We start from the raw sequence: 21,866 nt of genomic DNA on the forward strand, positions 1-21,866 counted from the left end.
TGCTGGATCAGGTGGTGCGATTGAAAAACGGTTCTGTTGCATATCAGGAGTAATCCCGGCGGTCTGTAATTGGCCGGCCGGCGATCAGGTCTTCGTAATAAGGGACAGTCAGCGCTGCCTTACGATCCCAGGTAAAGCAGTCTGTAGCGTACTCTACGGCTGAATTGGCCTTTGAAAGCTGGTCGGCTGGTTTGGTCACAGCCTCTTCCATCGCGTGCTGATAGCCGGCGACCATCTCATCGAGTGTGTTTAGTTCGATTCGAAAGCCGCGATCCTCAGATACGAGATCACCCGGCGCGCCATAGTTGGTGACGAAATTCACACAGCCTGACGCCATCGCTTCGACCACCACGCCCGCGCCAAGTTCGCGGATTGAAGGAAAAACGAACCCGTCTACGGATCGGAAGAACCGACCAACGTCCTTCTGCTCTATCCAGCCGTGAAAGATGACGCTATCGCTCCGCCCTGTTTGCTCGACGATCGCTTCTAGCCGTTCCCTTTCAGGACCGTCACCGACGATATGCAGTTTGTGCTCTGCCAGAATGGCGCTTTCACAAAAGGCCCGAACGGCCACCTCCGGAACTTTGTAGGGTACCAGCCGCCCGATGAATGCGAAGTTGTACGGTCCTTCTCCGGAAAATGCAGGCGTCCGGTCCGTTGCGTCAAACCATTCAGGGTCGAAGCCGACTTCAGGAAAGCTCACAACCTTCGAGGCCGCTCCTTCTGGCAAATCCCTTGCGGTATGATCAAAAGCAGCCAGGATCAGTGCGGCATTTTTGTACGTTGCAGAAGAATAGGGCAGGTATTTGTAAAAGTCCCGGAGTACCCGCGCCCGTTCTTTTTCCCGTGTTTGCTCGGAGCGAAACTCTTTTGGCCAGTCCAAATTGCCATTCAAGGGACCAATGAGAAACGGAACTGGCGATTTGCCCGCGATATAGCTGGGCATTGTGGGCGACATGGGTGTGATCCGGTGCACCAAATCAAATTCGCCGGATTGCAGCTCGTCCTTGAAGGTTTTCCAAACTTCCCACTCAAAAGCAAGGTATGTCGGATAGTGAAAAATCGTTCCTAGCGACCAGGCCACCTTCCCGCCGCCTCTGACCCAGGTTGAGAAGCGATGGATTGGTTTTGCCACGTATTCATTATCGACATAGCGGAAGTCGGCGCCTTTTGAGCGCGGATCCTTTTCGATGTTTTCCCTGTTTCGGACGTGGGTGGCGATGGTCACATCACAGAATTTTGCCAGGGAAAGTGCATACTTGTATCCAACAACCGGAAGCGATGGCCAATCCGGATTACAATCATCAGCAAGGATCAGAACACGGGGTTTCTTCAATTATAACTCCTGGGACGGACACTTAGTCTTTTAGCTGTAATCCTGCTAACACGCGGATTCTGATCGGTTTCGAACCAAGACCAATTACTTCATAGTACTGGCGGATTTGTGCCGCCATTTCAAAAACATCCAGATGATTTTAGGGCCATCCCAAAGATAACGCCGCCACATCCGTTTCGGGTTTGCCAACAAACGGAAAGCCCACTCCATTCCGCAGGCGCGAACCCATTCCGGTGCTCGCTTTTGCCGGTCAGTCAAAAAATCAATACTCGCACCGACACACAGGCCGATACCTGCAGTACTGCCCCGGCGTTTCAGATCCTGGGCAAAAAACTCTTGCTTCGGAAAAGACAGGCAAATCAGGAAAATGTCCGCATCGCAGGCCTCAGTAGCTGTCAGAGCTTTCTCCCAATCTTGTGCGCCTCGGTCCATGAAGCCAGACGGGATGTGCTGCAAATCCACCCCCGGATACCTGTTTCGCAGTATCTCTATCTGGGAGAGATCGGGGCCGACAACGGCAAAACGCAAGTCTTGAGCTTTGGGGTCCGCCAGAAGGTCCTGCACAATATCGGCACCAGGATAAACCCTGAGATTCATTTTCTGGGAATTCGCCAGGCGGCTCAAGATCTTGCTGTCGCAGACCTTCCAGAATGCGTCTTTATAAGCCGATGCCACCTCGTCATCGCGTTCCAGAAGGATGACATGATAGACGTTTGGAGTGACGAAATATTCGAACGTCTGAGGCTTCGAATTCAAGATGAGCGACAACCAGTCGGCCTGCTTGCCAATATCGAATTCCAATCCGATGAACTGTAGTTTGGAGAACGGCGAGGCAGGCGCTGCGGTCAGCGAATCCTCAGGTTTTTGCTCAGAACGGTTCGGCATATGGCTCGTCGGATGTCGGTTGAATCCTGCGATCATGAAATCTCAGAAATCTCAATATGTTGCGTATATGTGATCGAGATTAACAAACTGCAGGCGGGTCTGCTTTTTGATCAAAAAAGATCAATTTTTTAACCTGCTGAAAGATATACAGTCTTTGAGCCATCTTCAATCAGATCGCGAATGAATTCTTAACAACTTGCTACCTCGGTTCTAGACCGAAAAGCACAGTTCCATGAAGTAACAAGTTGGAAAATGCATGCGTATGTGTGACGGAGCTACTCGTTCGATCTATGAGGCGATCTCAACCGTTTTTCGAGGGGCCTAGCCCAAGTGGCGATTACGCAAAAAAAAGCGATGACCGGTGCGATTTGGACAATCGCTTCCTTTGGTGGAACGACAGGAATACGTTTCGTCTCCAATGTGGTGTTGTCGCGCCTTATCACGCCGGAAATCTTCGGCATCGCAATGGTGCTTTCAACGTTCAGATCAGGCATCGAACTGCTGACCGACGTGGGTATTGCACAGAATGTCGTCCGCAGCCGAAACGCCGATGATCAGTCTTTCCAAAACTCTGCCTGGACATTGCAATTTGTCAGGTCTCTCATTCTGTGTTCGATATTGTCGATCGCGGCCTACCCGTTGGCAAATCTATATGAGATACCGGCAACTGCTATTCAGCTGAGCGCGATAACGATCATTTTTCTTGGTCTGTCTTCGACGTCTATCTTTTATCTGCAGCGGAATTTGCAGTTTGGACGTGCGAATATGTTCGAGCTGTCATGCGATTTTGTGACGGCGGTTTTGATCATCTTTTTCGCCTATATGAGCCCGACAATCTGGTCGATCCTGATTTCGGGCCTTTTCGCGGCTGTGTTTCGGGTCGGGCTCAGCTATCTCTTACCGAGAGCGCGAAACTGGTTTGAGTGGAACCGGGTGTATGTGCGCGAGATTTTTTCCTTCGGAAAATGGATGTTTTTATCGTCCTTGTTGTCATTTCTTTGCATGAACTTCGACAAACTGTATTTGGCAAAGACCATTCCTTTGGCGACTGTCGGCATCTATGCCATCGCCCGAACAATAGCAGACCTACCGGCATTTTTGGCCGGAAGGCTGGGGTATTCGCTTATCTTCCCCATGGTCTCCTCGCAGCATGCAGCTACCCATACTGAGATAAGATCAGGCCTTTTGGCACTCAGAACAAAACTATTGACGCTCGCGGCCCTCGGGGTTGCTTGTGGCATCGCCTTTTCCGATGCGGCGGTGTGGATCATATACGATCCGCGCTATTCCGATGCAGGCTGGATCCTGGCCATGCTTCTCATCGGAACCTGGGGCGCAATTCTATCCGCTTTTTCAGAATACACGCTCTTGGGCCTCAGTAAGCCGGTCTACGGTGTCGTGGCAAACGCTTTGAAGCTGGCTGGAATTCTTCTTTTGCTTCCCATTGGCTATCAATGGATGGGACTTCCTGGGGCATTGATCGGCTTGGCGGTTGGTGAGGTCGTTCGGTATTTTCCGCTTGCAATTGGGTCTCTTCGGGAAAAGACATCCTTTCTTTTGCATGATCTGGCGATGACTGCGATTGTTGTCGTAGCGACGGCAGGATTGATGTGGGGCAGGAGTGCGGCGGGTTACGGCTCCTCGCTCGACGCCGTTTTACCGCTCCTTTCCGCTGGCGGAGTGTAATGGAGATAGGCCAGCGCAGATGACAATTGGGATCGTGATCATTGGCCGCAACGAAGGGGAGCGGTTCCGGAACTGCATAAAATCCCTTCAGGGGGTGTCTGATCGGGTCGTGTATGTCGATTCCGGATCGACAGACAATAGCGTCAGCTGGGCTAAGGAAGCAGGTTTTCAAGTTGAAACTCTGCCAGCAGACCGCCCGTTCACGGCAGCCCGTGCTAGGAATGCAGGCTATCGTAGGCTTGTTCAACAGTTCCCGGATACCGTTTTCATCCAGTTCATGGATGGTGACTGCCAATTGAATGCCGGTTGGTTAGATGCCAGCTTGGATTTTCTGAAAAATCACCCCGAAGTCGCAGTTGCTTTTGGTCGTCGGCGGGAACAATTTCCCGACGCCACCATCTACAACGCTATGTGCGACTTAGAATGGAATACTCCGATTGGCGAGCGGCAGGAGTGCGGTGGAGACTGCCTGATCCGCAGGGCAGCTTTCGACGAAGCTGGCGGATACCGTGATGACTTGATCGCCGGTGAAGAACCAGAGATGTGCCTGCGGTTGCGGGAGAAGGACTGGAGGATCTGGCGGCTTGATGCCGAAATGACCCTCCACGATGCCGACTTGCAGCGTTTTTCCCAATGGTGGAAACGCTCGGTTCGAGCAGGGCACGCATTCGCTGAGGTTTCTTGGCGGCACCGGAACTCACCGAAGAGGATCTGGCAACGCAACGTTTTCCGGGCGGTTCTTTGGGGGGGCGCGTTGCCAAGTGTTACTGTTGTTGCCGGGATGATCCATCCGGCGTTCTTACTGTTGTTCTTGCTCTATCCGCTGCAGCTTGTTCGGCTGATGCTCCGGTCATTTCGGGCGGGCCGTCCTGCGGCTATTGGGTTTTATGAACTGATCGGAAAGTTTGCCGAGTTTCAAGGTGTCCTAAAACATTATTGGAACAGATTTCTGATGCGAAATAGCAAAATAATTGAATATAAGTAGTGCTTGTGTGCAGATCGTAGTTGTTTGCCATTTTCAGCGACAAAAATTGAAAGAGCCTGGCTGGGGTTAATCTAACGGCGAAATTTGTCTTTTGGTTTTCATGCAAATGTTGGTCTTTAGAGGTATTGGGATATGCATTTTGTGACGTCGCGCATTACCGAGCCATTGAAAAAAAAGTTCACAAAACAGACGCGCAATTACCGGATGCAGGCTTTTATCGGTCACTTGGGAATACGAAATGGAGAACGCGTACTGGATTTAGGCGGTGTGCCTGAGTTTTGGGAGAATTGCCCGATTCCGTTGGATATAACGATCTTAAATCTCCCAGGATACAATCCGCGAACAGTGCCACAGTCCCATCATCGCATCACTTTGGTTGAAGGGGATGCATGCAACGTCGAATTTGCTGCAGACAACAGCTTCGATATCGTTTTTTCCAATAGCGTTATTGAACATGTCGGAGACAAGACAAAACGGTCTGAGATGGCCAGAGAAGTCCGCCGTCTGGCGCCTAGGTACTGGGTGCAGACACCTTCAATCTGGTTTCCTATGGAAGCGCATTGTCACATGTTTTTTTGGTGGTTTTACCCTGAATCCGTACGCCGTTTTTTCATGAAGCGTTGGCGCAAAAGCTTGCCGGCTTGGACGAATATGATGTTGGGCACCACGGTTGTTTTGCGAGGGGAGATGCTCGCACTCTTCCCAGATGCTGCGATATGGACTGAGCGGAAATTTGGGTTCACCAAAAGCTACAGTGCGTTTCGCAGTTCAGCGCCATGACGGTCCATAACAAACGAAATAGTTCATTGATGCTGGTCGTGCAGAGACGTCTTTGACAATTGCCGAGGCGCTTAACCCTTTAATCTGATCAGTTCAGAAACTTCTGGAGTGTCCGTCTGATCTTGCCAGTAACCATATCCATTTTCGGGATTTTGCTTTCAATGGTTTCCTTTACAACACCCAATCCGGCTGGATCCCAGGGCCGATTGCCAGCGTAGGCTGTGCGATCCAACACATCATAAAAGCGGTCCCAGATCTCGGTTCGATGATAAGGGTCGCTCAATTTTTCTTTGTATCTCGCGTGCCAAGGCTTCACCGTTCCTATCAAGTGTATGATGCGGTTCTCCACGGTATCCGGCCGTTCGTATTGTGACGTGTTCCAGACAGGATCCAGAAATTCGGTGTCGCCGTCGAAAAATACGTTTAATGCGTCCTGATCTTGCGAATGAAAAGTGTCAGCACGTTCGAGCGTCAGATCGACCAAACGGTTTCTGGCATCAAGTTTCCGCCAGCGATCAAGATCGATAATCAAAACACCGCTGTTAAAGTAGTCGTATGGATTAGTGAGCTGAAGCCGTTCACCAATGAAGAGGTGAGGATCAGCGGTCCGTACGGAAATATCACGAACAGAACCTATCGTCTTCCCGTGCATGTTGGCTGCGTTCAATTCAGCCAAATCGCGGAGCACCAACAGATCACAATCAAGATAAATGCATTTTGATTCTTCTCCCAAAAAGTCAGAAATAAAATATCGCGAATAGGCAGATTTTGACTTTAGATACATAGTTGAGCGGAATTTAGAGATATTCTGATAGTCAATGTCATAAAATACTACATCCTGGCACATCGGATGGGGTTTCCAGGAATTAGACAACTTTTGTTTATCTTGTTCTGAGAGCCGATCAGCTAAAACGTGGATGCGGCAAGGTATACTTGAGTGCTCCAATGACGAGCGAATAGTGACGGCCAAACCTGGAAGGACCTTTGTATCGGCGCATGCTGCAATGTTTGCGTACAAGTTCTTCTCCATGAAAACAGCGGCCAGTATCTCTGTGTTGACATCGGATGTCTTGCAAACTGTGAAAAATGGAATGCAAGACGTATGCGCTTGAGTCTTTAGATGTGCGGTGTCCTACGGACGTTGTCATGTTCATGTGATTTGAGGTGCTCGCACAGGGCCTGTGCCAAATCACTGATATCATGCATGGCGGTGACGCGCTGGCGCCCTGTTTCACCCATCTCCTGGAGTGTTTTGGGATCGGCTGACAGGGCCGAGCGAAAGGCTTCCGCCAACGCGTTTTCGTCGCCTGGTTCGATCAGCCACCCGCATGAGGCATTTACCAGTTCCGGTATGCCGGCAATGGTCGTCGTAATAACGGGCCGGGTCAGGGCCAAAGCTTCCATCAAGACGATTGGAAGGCCTTCCGCATAGCTGGGAAGAACAAGGGCGCGTGACGACTTTATGAAGTCCTGGACTTCCGAGTTTGAGCCCCACCCGTGCAAGATGACATGGTCCTCGACCGCATGTTCTTTGATCGCAGCTTCCACATCAGCGCGGCTCTCTCCGTCGCCAACCAGGATGACTTTGATATCGGGATAATCCGCTTTCAAAGCTGAAACGGCAGACGGAATATGGACTTGACCCTTCTCCGGACACAGCCGTCCAACACAGACAAAGGTGTTGTTTGTGGCGCTGACGGGGGGCTGCGGACGATAGTCATCCAGTTTTATCCCACAGCGCGCAATATGAATTTTCTCATTGTCTTCAGGCCTTTGGGTGAAGCTGGAGAGCAAGTTTTTGCAATAATCCGAAATAGCCAATACGAAGGCCGCATTCTGGATCTTCAGCGCAAAACTCTGAGCCTCCGGATTTTCAAACTCATTCGGGCCATGTGCTGTGAAGCTGTAGTTTGGTCCTCCCAGGGAATGCGCCAGCATCGCAATGGCAGTGGCGTTGGTTCCGAAATGTGCATGAAGATGCCGGATTCCGGACCGGCTCGCCTTTTGGTGGAGGCTCGCGGCTTGCATCAAGTAAGCTACGTGCCGGACGAAACCGCCGTCGGCGTTCGAGTGCAGCTGTTTCCAAATCGGCAGGGTGCGCCAAACGCCGGTAATGTTTGTAAAGATCTCTCGGATGGACGCCAGAAGCAGGTCGGCAAGTTTTCCATCAAGCAAATATTCAGTTCGCGCAGCCTCGCTCCGATCCTTTGGATCTACAAGATCACCGGCAAAACGCCGGCAGGCAAACGGCGTAACCTTGAACCCGAGATTTTCAAGTGCGTGAATCTCCCGCCGGATGAATGTCGCACTCGGAACTGGATATGTGTTTAGGATGTAACCGATGGCACCGTTGTCCGGCTTGGGGGAATGCGTCGATTGCGCTGTCACTTGGCGGTACCGGATAGAAAATTCCTTTGTTTCCGTAAGAAGTTTGCGACCGGAGAAAACAAAAAGATCAATGGGTTCTCTTTGGCATTTATCAACACAGAGCCAATGATTTTCTTATGAATTGAAGGGTTTAGTGCAAGCGCGGTCGCCAGATCCGTTTGTGATGTCTTTGCCCATTCTGCGACGAAAATGATTGAATCAAGGTACTTCGACGCCGCGCCCACGTCCGTTGACGCAAACAGTGGTGGCAGGTTGAAAATCACCAAATCATATTGCCGGAATGATGGCTTTAACTCCCGCAACTTGTCTGACCAGATCAACTGCCCAGCTCGTTGAGAGTTTTTAACTGTGCCAATGGAAATGGTCGAGAGTCCGGTGTCCGGTTCCCGTTTCACAGCTTTTTCGGACAGCTCGCCGTCGCCCATAATGATGTCGATCAGACCGCGCTGACCATCGGTGACTTGGTTTTCTGACGAAGCGGCACCGCTATATGCGTTTGCGTCGACCAGAAGAACTTTATGATCGGGTGTTGAAATGAGGCGAGCCAATTGTTCGGAGACCAAAGCGCTGCCGCTTTCTTTTTGCAGCGAAGTCATCCCTACGTAGCGCATTCGGCTGCCAGTTTCAGAGGTTGAACTTTGTATCAGCGAAGCGACATTAAACAAGGCTGAGTCATCAACCTCTGCTTTGGCAGAAGCCGGTCGGAGTTCCTTTTTGTTGCCCGCAGTTCCAGCCTTCTTTTTCGTGCGTGAACCGGTTTTGCCTACTCCAAGGCACGGCTGACCAATGACATTCGCGAGTTGCTCCGGGTTTCGGATGCGCGTGTCGAAGAAAGACAAGATCAGGGCTGCAAATAGCCCGATGAATCCACCAATTACCCCAGCGACGGCAATGATAAACAGACCTCGGGTGTTGCTCTTGTGAATTGGCGGGTAGGCTGCCGACACCACCGTCGCTCTTGGTCCGACAGAGCGAAGTTGCTCCTGAAGCCAGCCGCTTGCCGCTTCCGCGGTTTCCAACCGATCCTGCTCCAGTTTTGCCAGATACGCATCAACGACTGCATTTACAGTGTTTGCTGATGTTTGCGGATCGTCGGACCGAAAGCTGATGTTAATGAGGTTGCTCTGCCCGATGCGGGAAACAATCAGCCTCTGACGGAAGGCTTCCAATTCCTTAATATCCGAGACGGTCTTCACGTCATCGGCTTCATTATCTGCCGCTGTGCCTTCCAGCGTCTCGATTGCAGCTATAATGATTGAGGTGGACCCGATGATCTGTTGCTGGGTATCGAGAAACGTCGGCAAGGCTTGCGCTTCAGGTAGAAACACCCCGGAACCCCCGCCGGGCAAGAGGCGTAAGTTCACGACATCAAGTGTCGCGGTTGCCTGAAACGTCGCAGGCCTGACAAGCACATAACTGACTGCCAGTACGCCGAAGATTGCCGGGATGAGAATGACTACCCATAGGCGCTCGATTAAAGCGCGCGCCATCCATTGCCAGTCATACGTCGATCCGTTTGACACTGGCAGCGATCTGACGGCTGTTTTTGGAAGAGAAGAAACGTCCACTTTGTCTTATTCTCCAAGCCGAAGGCTGCCAGATGACACTCTCTGAGGTATGGCTCCGGACAGGTCGTCGTCTCCAAAGCGTGCGACCTTCACAATGTCGCCGGGGTTGACGCTTGTCGTTTCCTCAGCGTTCAGTGTTTGAACCTCACCGTCGACCGTCCGAATGATCGTGAAAGTGAGGCTTTGTGGCAAACTGAGCTCACTATTTGGCCGCTGGCGGTCTGTGAAGCCACTCGCGGAATTCACCAGGCTTTCCCGTGTCTTGACCCGCTCCTGATTGGCGCGCAACTCGGACCGTATCCTGACGAGTTGTGTTTCGGCCTCGTCGAGGTAATTCGACTCATGATCTCGCAGCTCGATACGTGCAGCTTCGAGTTCTTGTTCGGCGCGCAGGAGTTCCACTTCAAGTCGCTTCTTCTCCAGCTGTCCGTCTGCTATTTCGCGATTGAGCGGCAGCAAGCGGGGTGAGCCGTAGCCCTGTTTGATCAGATCTTGGATTTTTTCCAGCTCCGTCTGAAAAGAATCCAGCTTGAGTTTGGCATCTTCCAGCTGCTGATTTAGCAGTGTGATCTGGCCTTCAAAGAGGGTAATTGCCGTTGTCAGTGATTTCTTTTCATTATTAAAACGCTGCAGTGAGGCTCTAAACAGCTGAGCTTGCTCGGCGAGCGCCCGCGTAAGATTTGGCGGCGCATCTTCTGGGAGCGGCGGAAACACGGTTTCCCCTTTTGCTTGAGCCTCGTAACGGACCCTTTCCGCTTCTAGGTCGGCCGCCTCGCTTCTGAGGGTTCGCAATTCACCCAATGTATTGATGGCAGAGCTTTCAAGGCCCCACTCTGACTGACTTGGCGGACGATAAACGCCCCCGGCAATGCTCAAAGCGTTGAGCACCAGCATCCCGGGCCGATACGCGTATTCGCCCGGCGATGTGACTGCTCCAAGAATGTAAAACGGCCGGTAAGCGGAAATATCGACAGCTACATTTGGGAGTGAGCGAAGTTTGGCTTGCTCTTGGAGACGTTTAGCGATTTCTGTGGCGAGCTCCCGCGGTTCAAGCCCGGCTGCATCCACCTCACCCACGATGGGTAACACCACACTGCCGGATGCGCCGACCTCAAATTCATTGGTAAGGGCGGGCCACTCCGCCACATAGATGCGCAGCCGGTCCTGTATACCGAGGCGGTATTCGTCCGCCTTAGTCGGGATCGATCCGCTCAAAGCGACCATCGGTAGCGCCAGAAACAGCACCAATAGAACACCGATTATCCGCAGTGGAAATCGCCGTGCTGTTGTGTTCGGATAAAGCCGCAATTCCTACTCCACCACATGTCGTCTGGTTTGATCGTAGCACTCTGAGTGTCAGATTTAGTTCAAATTTGTAAAAACGGGCCAAATGAAATCTGACCATTGAAAATTGTGACAGTATATCGGTTTCTATGGTTACGGAAACCTATACACCCGTTCGCCCAACCCAGAGCCAATTGTGGCCGTGCCTATTTGCTCAAAGCCCCCGCTTTGAACGTGAAGGTGGCGACTGGATTTTCGCTTGCAACCTTGGTCTGTATAGACGTCTCGTCCGCATATCGACGGCTAGCAATGCCAAATGTCATTCCAACCACGATGGCAAACACGATCTGCACCTGCTTGATGAGGAAAATCCATTCAAACAGAGAATGGAGGTAGGCGATGAGCATTGCCGTGCCAAACCCCAGAAGTAACCCGCCATCGGGCATCAAGCGGCGGCGCCACCCAACAAAAAATGCGGTAACCAATGGCACTGCCAGCAAAGCGTAGAATGAAAGCAGGCCCGCCCGTCCGGTTTCTACACCTATCAACCTGTAAGCGTCATGGACGATGTTGTTGATGTTGCCTTCGTTTTGATGAACGCCAGCAAGCTGGGAGTAGTTATACCGCTTGAGCGTATAGGTGTAGTGATTGAAGCCAACGCCTGCAGGGAAATCGTCCCTGATGAGGTCTGCGGCCCTGTTGAACGCTGCGCGCTCGTCATAAACATCTTCGCTTAGAGCAGCGCTTTCAAATCTCTTTTCGAAAACAAGATAGGTTGCCGGTGCAAGCGCAAGAGCTGCGATCCCCGCGAGGGCGGCGGCTGCCATGATACGGTTGGTAAGACCGGTCAGAGCGACGATCATAAAAGTGAGGGCTATGCCGATGACCGTGAAACCGACTGCTCCGCGGGAAGCGGTGAGCAGCATGCAGCACAAGACGGTGAGAATAATCAGACCGTTCCAGATCGTGCCCCGGCTTTGGGTGAGGAGCATGTAAAGAAACGGGTAAAGGACGAAATGAGCGATCATCCCAAGTGTATTTTGGTGCAAGAACAAGCCAGGAGCCTGAGTATACCCTAACCCAAACCGTTGCCACAGGGACGCGACCAATTGGGCCATAATGCCAAGGGCCATACCGCGCAGGAGAAGATAGGGCACCTCTTCAAACGCGCAGGCACGGGCGACGATTGCTGCAACAAATGCCATTTTGGCAAATTGCCAGACCCCGAAGGAGGCGACTGTCGGGTTGGCAGCGTTCGGGACTGATGTTGCTGCAACGGCCGTGAAAACAACGAACGGCAAGAATAACAGCCAAGAGGTGCGGTGGCGTGGAAGTATGAAAAACGCCACTACCGCGAGGTAATCGACGATCGAAATCTCGATGCCGTAAACAAAACCAACCCAACCATCGGGGGCGTTAATAACGCCGATATCAAGTAGCGGTATGGTGGTCATGAAAAAGGCTGCGGCGCCAAAGGAAATCCAGAAGATGCGCGTGAGGATCTCATACCGCCGCACCAGAAGCGCTAGCGGCAGCGTGCAACACAAAACGATGAGAACGAACGCTATCTTCACTATTCGCACCGAACCTAATTCAGGCTTTTTTTGTCATTTCAGCTGATACTATCTGAACCCCGCTTTGGAATAACGAGATTCTGTTAATGGATGATGTGCTCCCGGTTTTTCGTCTGAGGCTATGGCTGGGAATTGTCTGGCTTCTTATGGCAACAGGATCTGGTTTTGCGAAAGATCTACGTATCGCGGAAGTCACGATTGCAACGCCCGATATGATCAGTGTTGAGATCAAAGATCCCAACTTCAAACGCGGTGCAATAATTGAGCTTGAAGGTTCGCTCCCCCAACCGGTGGGGGCATGGATTCCGCATGGCGACACTTGGGGGATGGTGATTGGTCCCGAGCGGCGCCATCTCAGGTTGGCCGACACGCCACCGGCTGAGTTGCTCGAGCGAGCGGTTATCGATAAGGCCGACGGATACCGATTAAACGGCCAGCCCGCCATCACGTCTGTCTACAGGAAATCGCTGCCCTACGATTCCGGCTTCTATCGGTCATCATCCGGTCGCAGCCAGACGGCAGCGGCGATGAAACACCAGGTGTTTCTGAAATTGAGCCATCCTTTGGAGCTCGGGACACACACCCTTAGCTGGCCTGGTGACCTGTTTCCCGAGACCACGTTCACCTATGACCCGTCAATAACACGTGCACTAGGCATCCGGTCCACACAAGTCGGACACGCCCCGGAAGATCACTCAAAAAAAGCGTATCTCGCATTGTGGGTTCCAGGAGGCCCAGGTGCCGGCGCGATTGATTTCCGCAGTTACGGTCTCGCCCGGTTTTCAATTCTGGATGATGAGGGCTCCATGGTGTATTTCGACGATATGCAACTCAAGTCGTTGCCGGACGCGAAAGAGCCATGGAATGGACCGGGGTCGCCGCTAATTGATTACGCAGCACTCGGAGAGCGGGCGGTACCCGTAACCGGGATCGAGACATCCGGGACTTCGTCAATCACTGTGCCAGGCCATGAATTTCAAACTGGCGAGCGTATCGTGCTTCAGAGACTATCCGGCGCCGAAGATGCTGCCGCGGTATTCGCCACAGTCGGGGCGGTTTCTTTGGAAACGATCGAAATTTTCGACAGTCGGTCTGCGCTGCCACCCACAGTGGCTCCAGGTGCCACTGCACGTCGCGCTTATTCGGCCAACCGGGCGGGCACTTACGTTTTTGAATTGGATTACAGCGACTGGGTGCCAAAGCAGAACGGGAGCTACCGGATTCGTGTGGATGGGCTCGGCGTGTCCGATGTGTTTCAGGTGTCTTCAGACCACTGGAAAGACATTGGCAGATCAGCACTTGGAGGGCTTTACAATCATCGCAGCGGGATCGCGCTGGATGGGCGGTTTGGTTTTAAGCGGCCGGCTGCTTTCGTTCCAGGTCTGAATGTGGAAATCGCCGAAAGCACCTTGCCTCTGTCGTTCTCCAGCCACGGCACGTTGGGGCTTGTGCCGTTTGAGGATGCGGCCAACAGCACATGGCGCAATGGAAAATCGGCTGGGGCCGACTATTGGGGAGGCTATATGGATGCCGGTGATTGGGATCGTCATATTGTGCATCTTCGCGTGTCCCGCCTGTTTCTTGATCTTCTCGACTATCTGCCCGCGGACCGCCTGAGGACATCCTATGGCATTCCGAAATCCTCAGAGTACTTGGATCCAGAGCTTTATGCCGGCACCGATGACCTACCGGACCTCCTTCATGAAGCCATATGGACGATCGACTTTTTCCGCAGACTGCAAGGTCCTGATGGAACAGTCCGGGGCGGAATTGAAAGCGCTGGACATCCAATGCTGGGCACTGCCAGTTTTCTGGAAACCCTTCCTGTTTTCACATATGCACCTGACATCAGCAGCACCTACACATATGCGGCAATCGCTGGAAGCCTTGCACGGCATTTGGAAGCCTACGGCCAACCGGATCTTGCCGATGTCTATAAAGACAGTGCTTCCCGGGCCTGGGACGCTGCCGAGGCTGGGTTCTCCGACCTGGATGCTTTTTATGCGGATGCGGTCGCAGGTTTGGTTGCCGGAGGCTACTCAGACTCTGACGGCTGGTCCGAAATACGTATAAAGTTGAAGGAGGAAGCTGAAACGCTCCGCGTTGTTGCTGCCAGTTCTCTCTATCGCACAACTGGAGAGCTGAGATTTCGAACAGCCGCAGAAGAACGGCTGAGGGAACACTGGGATTTGTATCTGGAAAAGAGCGATGCCGCCTGGGACTACATCAACAGCTCGGAAACGGACCAAGGCATACGCAAGACGCTGGAAAATCTCTTCAAATCAGAAACTGCGCTTCTGCTGGAGGCCCAGGAAACGAACACCTATCCCAGCATGAAACACCCTTACGCTCCTGCGGGATGGGGACAGGGCGGTCCGCCAGATTCTGGAATAGCGCAGTTGGCTATGCGAACGCACATGTTGACAGGTGACAACGCCATAACTGGGCTTGTGCTGGAAACCCTGAATGGTCTGCTAGGTGCAAACCAAACCGGGATGAGCCTTATGACCGGAGTGGGGGCACGGCAAATACTGCATCCACTTCATGAAGACCATCGTGCGATGGGCGTTCAAGCCCCGTCGGGGATCATCATCTACGGCTGGGCTCCGGCAAATGCTTTTGCCTATGGATGGATCTTCGGACCGTCGTGGTCTCCGCTTGCTGAGGTTGGACTGACATCTCAGTCCCAAAACACCAAGGTTGAACCATCACGGTTTGCAATTCCGTATTTTGAAAACCTAATAGAGTTTCCAGATGTGATCATACAGCAGGAATACACCGTACATCAGACGATCGGTCCGGTCGCTGCACTGGCACTCTATCTCGATGGGCAAGTCGATGCGGATTAGGCAAATTAGCTCCATCAAAGGCAAGACAGGATGACTGCCAGCGCTTATGACAGTGCAGATGCTTTGCGGTGACTTCCAGTTGCTGGAGTTTATGTCTTTTCATCCGCTAATTTTGCAGGAGCCTGCCGAATGCCGGCAACCGATACAATAACTCTGTTGGGAGCTGTGACCTACACCGGGCTTTTGGTTTGGGTGTCGATCACCCTTGTCATGACAGTTGTCTATTGCATTGAAGTTCTTGCAGCCGTTTTTTTGCCAAAGCGGCAAATTCAGTGTTCAGAAGAGCGCCCCCCGATGGTTGTTCTCATACCGGCGCACAATGAGGAAGCGGGGTTAACGGAAACCTTGAAAGCAAGCCAAAAGGGGCTTTTTCCATTTGATCGGATCCTGGTTGTTGCCGACAACTGCACCGACAACACCGCGTCGGTTGCGCGCCGGAACGGGGCCGAAGTGATCGAGCGAAATGATCCGGATCACCGCGGGAAGGGATTCGCTCTTGATTTTGGTGTTCGCCAACTCGAGCAAAACCCGCCCGGCTGCGTGGTGATTTTGGATGCCGACTGCGTACCCGAAGCCTCGGCGTTGGACAGGATCCGGCGGGTGGCGGGCCACTTGGGGCGTCCTGTCCAGGCGCGGTATCTGATGACTCAGTCTGAAGACACGAATGCGCAGAAAGTCTCGGTCTTCACCTTCCGTCTCAAAAATTGGGTCCGTCTGCTCGGTGTCTGCAATTTGGGCGGTCCCTCGCTCCTGACCGGCAGCGGCATGGCGTTTCCATGGGACGTTCTTGCAAAGGCTGATCTGGCGCATGGGCATCTGGTGGAAGATATGAAACTGGGGATGGATCTCGCATCCCAAGGCGCCCCTCCGATTTTCTGTGATGAAGCGATCATCCTGAGCCCTCTGCCATACTCGGTCGAGGGCGCCACCACCCAGCGGTCCAGGTGGGTACGCGGTCATCTCTCGCTCATGGGGGTGGCACTGTCGCGTTTACCGAAACACCTTGCTCAGGGCAGGTGGTCTGCGGCCGCGTTGGCCGCGAGTGTTCTCGTGCCTCCCTTGACGATCCTCATCCTCCTGCAAGGTGTTGCGGTTGTAAGCGCTTTGATCCTGTCGGCCCTTTTGAAGCTGCACTTGATCCCCCTCGGAATGGCTTTTGTGACACTGTTGGCGTTTTTGATTGCGACACTGGCAGCTTGGTGGGTGTATGGCCGGGATGTCATCTCCGCAAGAAATCTCTTGGGACTTGTGGCGCATGTTGTTGTGCGCATTGCCAAGTTTCCAGCGGCTGTGTTCAGACCAAAAAGGGCTGGTTGGGCCCGCACGGAAAGGGACGCTGACAGCTCCGAGAACTAGGGTTATGTCTCTGAACAGCGGAAGGAATACGTTCGACGTCCTCAGCGCATTAGATGACCGACGATCGTCAAAAAGTTGACGACCGGAAACCGCATGTAAGAGAGTAGTAAAACCGAAAAGATGGCGCACCCGAGAGGATTCGAACCTCTGGCCTCTGCCTTCGGAGGGCAGCGCTCTATCCAGCTGAGCTACGGGTGCTTGTCAGGCGCGCGTTTACCGCGCGGCGGATAGAAGGTCCTGATACAAGAGACCGCGAAAAGAGGCAACGGCTTTTTGATAAAAAGCAACAGCTTCACTCCGTGCTCCAATCCCAAAGCTGCACGCGTCCCCTTGCGCAGAAAAACCTGCCCAAGGTGATAGGCTCGAGCGTTTGCTGCGTATGGTTAGGAACCATCAACGAGCGACGTGAGATCACATGAGCGCCAAGACATGCCGCAACCTTATCTTGATCCTCGGGGATCAGCTCTTTGCCGATATCTCAAGTTTACGCCAGGCGGATCCAGAAGTTGATGCAATTCTTATTGCTGAAGTTATGGCAGAGGCCACCTATGTGCCGCATCACAAGAAGAAGATTGTTTTTCTGTTTTCCGCCATGCGTCACTTCGCGCAGGAGCTGCGGGACGCCGGTTGGACTGTCGATTACGTACAGTTGGATGACACGGACAATACCGGGTCCTTTGAAGGAGAGGTGAGACGGGCGGTCAGGCGGCTTGCGCCGGAACGTGTCGTGGTCACAGAGCCTGGGGAATGGCGCGTTCTTGAGAACATGAAACAATGGCAAGACGTTCTGGGTCTGCCGGTTGAGATTAAGTCAGATAGCCGGTTTTTCTGCGATGCCAGTACCTTTCGCGGCTGGGCCGAGGGCCGCAAGCAGCTGCGCATGGAAAACTTCTACCGCGAGATGCGCAAGTCAACCGGGCTGCTGATGGACGGGGACAAACCCGTTGGAGGCAAGTGGAATTATGATGCGGAAAACAGAAAGCCCGCCAAGCAAGATTTCTTTATGCCGGCGCCTCTTCAGTTCAAGCCGGATGCAATAACCCAAGAGGTTTTAGATCTCGTCGAAAACCGGTTTGAGGACCACATCGGCCAACTGGAACCGTTCTGGTTTGCGGTCACTCGCGCACAGGCCGAAGAGGCGTTTGATCATTTTCTGAAGGTGGCACTTGAGAACTTCGGAACCTACCAGGACGCCATGTTAAGAGGTGAAAAGTTTCTGTATCACGCGGTCATCTCGGCCTACCTGAATGCCGGTTTGCTCAGCCCGAGAACTGTTTGTGAGAAGGTTGAAGAGGCATATTACGCAGACAAATGTCCTTTGAACGCAGCTGAAGGTTTCATTCGTCAGATCCTTGGCTGGCGTGAGTATGTCCGCGGGATCTACTGGTTGAAAATGCCCGGCTACGCGCGCGAAAACGCGTTGAAGGGAAAACGCCGACTACCAGCATTTTATTGGACAGGAAAAACCTCCATGAAATGTATTGAAGAAGCCGTAGGACAGACACTGGAAGAGGCATATGCCCATCATATTCAAAGGTTGATGGTGACTGGTAATTTCGCGCTTCTGGCAGGTGTTGATCCAGTCGAGGTCCACGAATGGTATCTGGCCGTTTACGCAGATGCGTATGAGTGGGTCGAACTGCCAAACACGCTCGGCATGAGCCAGTTTGCAGACGGCGGATTGCTCGCCTCAAAGCCGTATATTTCCAGCGGCAATTACATAAACAAGATGTCCGATTATTGCGAGAATTGCGATTACAGCGTGAGAAAAAAGACCGGGGAAGGGGCGTGTCCGTTTAACGCGCTTTACTGGGACTTCCTTGATCGGCATGCCGACGAGCTGGGAACCAACCCGCGGCTTGGCCAGCCTTATGCGACCTGGCGGCGGATGTCGGATGAGACGAAGCAGGAATACTTGGACAGTGCGAAGGCTTTCCTGGAAAAGCTTGATGCTGGCGAACTGGTGTAATAAGGAAAAATTACATGGTAAATATTAAGTAAAAATTCTCGCTGATCGCACGGACGATTTCTCGACCATCTACCGTTAACAAAAAAAACGCGCAGCCATTAAAGACTGCGCGAAAAAAGTTACTGTGCACGTGGCCCCATCGACCACGGGCGCAACTCTAGCGGCATACCGGGGTCATGTCATTACCGTAAAATATTTTATTTTTTGATTTACCGAGATGCGACTGATCGTTATTCATTCTTGATCGTTATGGGTGGTATCTCGAAGTCAAAAAAATATAGTTATATGAAAGCCTTGAAGCTCGCCGAAAACGTGAATGAAGTGTCATTAGATTGGCCTGCACGCGTCATTTCACAGTTTTTATTGGCAGTTATCCGGAGTATTTTTTCCAGCTAAAGGTGTAGTGCTCGTCACTTTCACCTTTGCAATCCCCTGTTGTACAAAACCGAGTTTTTGAGCGGCCGCCTGCGTCACGTCGATGATGCGGCGTTTCACGAAAGGACCGCGGTCGTTGATGCGAACCACAACCGACTTGCCATTTTTCAGATTGGTAACCGTTGCCAGTGTTCCGAAAGGCAGGCTTGGATGCGCAGCCGCCAGCTTGTTTGGGTCCGCCTGCTCTCCGCTGGCTGTTGTGCCCCGCAGATTGTACCAAGAGGCCTTGCCGCATTGAACAAACGCTTCCTCTGCCTTTGTCGGAGCAGCCCAAGCGATACTGCTGAGGACAAGCGTTGCAAAAACGGAATTCCGCACTTTGAGCGAGGTTGGTTTTGGCATGAACTGATCCCGTACTATCAACAGGCGGATCTGTGCCGCCGCGTTTCGACATGAGCGGCTCTCCTAACGCTAAGGCATGATGAAACTGTGGCAAATACTAAATCGGCACTCAATTGAGTAAAATTTTAATAAAAATATATATCAAAATAGTAAAATCAAATTAACTATATTAATACGAAGTCCTGTGGGTAACGAAAGTGCGAGAAAATCCCCCGGATACTTATGCTAGGTAAGGCTATCGAATCTGACGCCTTAGTATTTCAGTTTCCGCGTCCTCAGTTGTTTGTTTGAGAGGGATGATCTGGTGCAGATCAGACAAGGATTAATGCGTGCTTCGAACATGGAGGTCACGGCCTCAGAGAAGCTCGACGAGACGACGCTTTACGCTGATCTACTGGAAGTGATGCCGGTCCCTGCTGCTTATGTCGGCTTGGATGGCCGAATTATTCTGCAAAATAGCCAGTTGCTGGACCTTTGCGAGACCGCCGCAGATCCAGGTCCTTATCAGTTTTTAACTGACATGATGACAACTGATGGATGGGACCGGGTTCAAGTCGCGCTGTCCACCTCTTTGAGTGGAGTGCCGATCCAGTCCAACGGCACACTGGAATTTCGCTGCGGAACCGTACTTTGCCGCAAGATTCTCTGCACATCTTTCGTCTCTTTCGCAAACAACCAACCGGCAGTGCTCATTCAATTCGAGCAGGACATCGCGGATGAGCGTGAAAAGCCGGACAATCTGAAAGCTGTGAAGGCTTCATTGGCGCGTTTGGAGGCGCAGGGTTCTCTCCCCAATGGCGTTGCACTGAAGCATTTCCCAGACGAGGTGCTGATCTTTGATGCCGTGGATCCAGCTGAGGTGCGTGCTGCGCGGATACTGGAGACGATTGGTGGCAGCTATAACGCAGAAGACCTTGCCGCTCAGCTGAGCGAGTGTTCGGTTGGCGTCGTTCAGACACTCTACATACCGCAAAACGGGCCCATGCCGGGTACCGATGCGGACAGAAAGATGTGCGAAATCAGGCTGGTTCCTCTGCCAGCCGATGTTGGCGGTGATGATGCCGGCATGATGGCAATCATTCGCAGGAATGTGGATTGCCCCCATGAAATCGCTGAAAACCGGCGTCTGGCTTATCAGGATCCGCTTACAAGTCTGGCAAACCGGCGGGCGTTTACCAGGGCGCTGGATACCGAGCTGCAACGACTGTCGCGAGATGAAAGCAGCGGGCTGGCTGTGTTTTACATCGATCTGGACGAATTCAAGAAGGTGAACGATCTCGGCGGCCATGATGCCGGTGACGACATGCTGCAAAGGGTTGCGTCAAGTCTGGCTCTGACCCTGGGCGAGTTCGGCACGGCTGCCCGAATTGGTGGAGACGAATTTGCCGGCATGCTCCCTGCGGTGAATAAAGAGGCCGCGATGGCCGTTGCCGGGGAAATACTGGACGCTTTTGCAAGGATCCGCCTGGAGGTGTCTGATCGGGTTTTCACAATCGGTGGATCGGTCGGCGTAGCGTATGCAGCAGATTGGTTTGCGGTTGAAGGTTGTGATGGTGCCGCGCTTCTTGGATTGGCGGACCGGGCGTGTCTGCGCGGCAAGCGTTTCGGAGGTCATTCGGTCCAGGTTCACACGGTGCGGCCGCAAGACTGGCCTTCGGTTGGGCAAGGCGTCGGCGTTTTGCCGGAGCCAGGCAGTTTTCAGGCCAGCGAACTGGCACTCTATTCCATGCCAATTATCTGCTTGAGTCGGAACAAGAAGTGCGGCGCTGAAATTTTGTTGCGTCTTCAGGGAGATCGGTCGCAGGGTTTGTCATCAAAGGCCTGGATCAGCGCCGCGGAACGGTCCGGCTTTATCGCACAAGTCGACAGTTGGACCCTGGACAAGGTCTTGGACGCTGCTGAGCGCTCCGCAAATCGCACCACGTTGACGATGAATGTGTCGGCTGAATCTGCAAGGGATGCAGGCTTCCGGGACAGCCTGTATCAACGGCTTTCAGTCAACCCGTTGCTCGCCTCCCGCTTGTGCCTCGAGATTTCGGAAAAAGACTTTCTGCGCGAACCGGCGGACATCTCCTACTTCATCAAGTTTGTATCCGATCTGGGATGTCAGACAGCGATTGATGATTTTGCCGGCCATTGGCCGGTGCTGTCCCGGTTGACCGGATTGCGGGTCGACTGGGTCAAACTGGCCGCAGGGGTCGCGCAAGAGGCGCTTGACGATCCGGCAAAAGCGGGCCTGCTAAAGGCGCTGGTGGGCGCCGCCCGGGAGCTGGGGCTGAAGACGATTGCAAAGCATGTCGAGACCAAAGCCGAAGCGGATTTTCTTCGAATGTTGGATATCGAAGCGGCTCAGGGTTTTTACTTTGGCCGTCCTGAACCGTGGCCCGAAGCCGCTTAAAGTGTGCCGGTGATAGTAAGTGCTAAAAAAA

The 21,866-nt window shown here is 52.7% G+C and carries 15 protein-coding genes and 1 tRNA gene; 7 read left to right on the plus strand and 9 right to left on the minus strand.

Annotated features, from left to right (window positions below; translation table 11 throughout):
• Positions 1–43 precede the first annotated feature (43 nt).
• Together RBB44_RS00510 and RBB44_RS00515 are read right to left on the minus strand one after the other, a co-directional pair.
• Positions 44–1,336 (minus strand): glycosyltransferase family 4 protein, encoded by a 1,293-nt coding sequence (locus RBB44_RS00510; RefSeq protein WP_306147975.1) that lies wholly within the window; start codon positions 1,334–1,336, stop codon positions 44–46.
• A gap of 84 nt (positions 1,337–1,420) precedes the next feature.
• Entirely contained in the window at positions 1,421–2,257 is an 837-nt protein-coding gene (locus RBB44_RS00515) for a WecB/TagA/CpsF family glycosyltransferase (protein ID WP_306147976.1), read from the minus strand.
• A gap of 294 nt (positions 2,258–2,551) precedes the next feature.
• Here RBB44_RS00515 and RBB44_RS00520 point away from each other — a divergent pair, with 294 nt between their 5' ends.
• From RBB44_RS00520 to RBB44_RS00530, 3 genes are all read left to right on the plus strand, one after another.
• Positions 2,552–3,907: an oligosaccharide flippase family protein gene (locus RBB44_RS00520; RefSeq protein ID WP_306147977.1), complete on the plus strand. Its 1,356-nt coding sequence runs from the start codon at positions 2,552–2,554 to the stop codon at positions 3,905–3,907.
• Between the two features lie 34 nt (positions 3,908–3,941).
• Complete coding sequence (locus RBB44_RS00525) at positions 3,942–4,892, plus strand: glycosyltransferase family 2 protein (protein ID WP_306147978.1); 951 nt, start codon at positions 3,942–3,944, stop codon at positions 4,890–4,892.
• Positions 4,893–5,024: 132 nt separating this feature from the next.
• Positions 5,025–5,672 (plus strand): class I SAM-dependent methyltransferase, encoded by a 648-nt coding sequence (locus RBB44_RS00530; protein ID WP_306147979.1) that lies wholly within the window; start codon positions 5,025–5,027, stop codon positions 5,670–5,672.
• An 88-nt stretch (positions 5,673–5,760) separates the two neighbouring features.
• Here the strand turns inward: RBB44_RS00530 and RBB44_RS00535 are convergent, their stop codons facing one another.
• From RBB44_RS00535 to RBB44_RS00555, 5 genes are all read right to left on the minus strand, one after another.
• On the minus strand, positions 5,761–6,690 hold the full coding sequence (locus RBB44_RS00535; RefSeq protein WP_306147980.1) for a glycosyltransferase family 8 protein: 930 nt from the start codon (positions 6,688–6,690) through the stop codon (positions 5,761–5,763).
• A 98-nt stretch (positions 6,691–6,788) separates the two neighbouring features.
• Complete coding sequence (locus tag RBB44_RS00540) at positions 6,789–8,060, minus strand: glycosyltransferase family 4 protein (RefSeq protein ID WP_306147981.1); 1,272 nt, start codon at positions 8,058–8,060, stop codon at positions 6,789–6,791.
• Entirely contained in the window at positions 8,057–9,550 is a 1,494-nt protein-coding gene (locus tag RBB44_RS00545) for a Wzz/FepE/Etk N-terminal domain-containing protein (RefSeq protein ID WP_306148335.1), read from the minus strand. The genes RBB44_RS00540 and RBB44_RS00545 overlap by 4 nt, the downstream gene beginning before the upstream one ends.
• A gap of 84 nt (positions 9,551–9,634) precedes the next feature.
• Positions 9,635–10,936: a polysaccharide biosynthesis/export family protein gene (locus tag RBB44_RS00550; protein WP_306147982.1), complete on the minus strand. Its 1,302-nt coding sequence runs from the start codon at positions 10,934–10,936 to the stop codon at positions 9,635–9,637.
• A gap of 182 nt (positions 10,937–11,118) precedes the next feature.
• A complete protein-coding gene (locus RBB44_RS00555) occupies positions 11,119–12,486 on the minus strand; it encodes an O-antigen ligase (protein ID WP_306147983.1) in 1,368 nt (455 codons plus the stop codon).
• Between the two features lie 146 nt (positions 12,487–12,632).
• Between RBB44_RS00555 and RBB44_RS00560 the strand changes: the two genes are divergently transcribed.
• Together RBB44_RS00560 and RBB44_RS00565 are read left to right on the plus strand one after the other, a co-directional pair.
• On the plus strand, positions 12,633–15,335 hold the full coding sequence (locus RBB44_RS00560; protein WP_306156082.1) for a glycoside hydrolase family 9 protein: 2,703 nt from the start codon (positions 12,633–12,635) through the stop codon (positions 15,333–15,335).
• A 129-nt stretch (positions 15,336–15,464) separates the two neighbouring features.
• On the plus strand, positions 15,465–16,691 hold the full coding sequence (locus tag RBB44_RS00565; RefSeq protein ID WP_306147985.1) for a glycosyltransferase family 2 protein: 1,227 nt from the start codon (positions 15,465–15,467) through the stop codon (positions 16,689–16,691).
• A 121-nt stretch (positions 16,692–16,812) separates the two neighbouring features.
• Here RBB44_RS00565 and RBB44_RS00570 read toward each other — a convergent pair.
• Positions 16,813–16,889: transfer RNA gene (locus RBB44_RS00570), tRNA-Arg, on the minus strand.
• Positions 16,890–17,106: 217 nt separating this feature from the next.
• On the opposite strand from RBB44_RS00570, the gene RBB44_RS00575 reads away from it, so the two are divergent.
• Entirely contained in the window at positions 17,107–18,660 is a 1,554-nt protein-coding gene (locus tag RBB44_RS00575; RefSeq protein WP_306147986.1) for a cryptochrome/photolyase family protein, read from the plus strand.
• A gap of 360 nt (positions 18,661–19,020) precedes the next feature.
• Here the strand turns inward: RBB44_RS00575 and RBB44_RS00580 are convergent, their stop codons facing one another.
• Complete coding sequence (locus tag RBB44_RS00580; RefSeq protein WP_306147987.1) at positions 19,021–19,437, minus strand: septal ring lytic transglycosylase RlpA family protein; 417 nt, start codon at positions 19,435–19,437, stop codon at positions 19,021–19,023.
• 325 nt (positions 19,438–19,762) lie between these two features.
• Here RBB44_RS00580 and RBB44_RS00585 point away from each other — a divergent pair, with 325 nt between their 5' ends.
• Complete coding sequence (locus RBB44_RS00585; protein ID WP_306147988.1) at positions 19,763–21,835, plus strand: EAL domain-containing protein; 2,073 nt, start codon at positions 19,763–19,765, stop codon at positions 21,833–21,835.
• Positions 21,836–21,866: the final 31 nt, after the last annotated feature.

This window comes from Roseibium sp. MMSF_3247 (assembly GCF_030733765.1).
In the GTDB taxonomy this organism is placed as follows: Bacteria; Pseudomonadota; Alphaproteobacteria; order Rhizobiales; family Stappiaceae; genus Roseibium.

What these genes read in the sequence shown, in the direction of transcription:
- RBB44_RS00515 (WP_306147976.1), bottom strand. Translation starts at nt 2,257, where the DNA reads ATGATCGCAGGATTCAACCGACATCCGACGAGCCATATGCCGAACCGT.
- RBB44_RS00530 (WP_306147979.1), top strand. Translation starts at nt 5,025, where the DNA reads ATGCATTTTGTGACGTCGCGCATTACCGAGCCATTGAAAAAAAAGTTC.
- RBB44_RS00545 (WP_306148335.1), bottom strand. Translation starts at nt 9,550, where the DNA reads ATGGCGCGCGCTTTAATCGAGCGCCTATGGGTAGTCATTCTCATCCCG.
- RBB44_RS00560 (WP_306156082.1), top strand. Translation starts at nt 12,633, where the DNA reads ATGGCAACAGGATCTGGTTTTGCGAAAGATCTACGTATCGCGGAAGTC.
- RBB44_RS00565 (WP_306147985.1), top strand. Translation starts at nt 15,465, where the DNA reads ATGCCGGCAACCGATACAATAACTCTGTTGGGAGCTGTGACCTACACC.
- RBB44_RS00575 (WP_306147986.1), top strand. Translation starts at nt 17,107, where the DNA reads ATGAGCGCCAAGACATGCCGCAACCTTATCTTGATCCTCGGGGATCAG.
- RBB44_RS00580 (WP_306147987.1), bottom strand. Translation starts at nt 19,437, where the DNA reads ATGCCAAAACCAACCTCGCTCAAAGTGCGGAATTCCGTTTTTGCAACG.
- RBB44_RS00585 (WP_306147988.1), top strand. Translation starts at nt 19,763, where the DNA reads ATGCGTGCTTCGAACATGGAGGTCACGGCCTCAGAGAAGCTCGACGAG.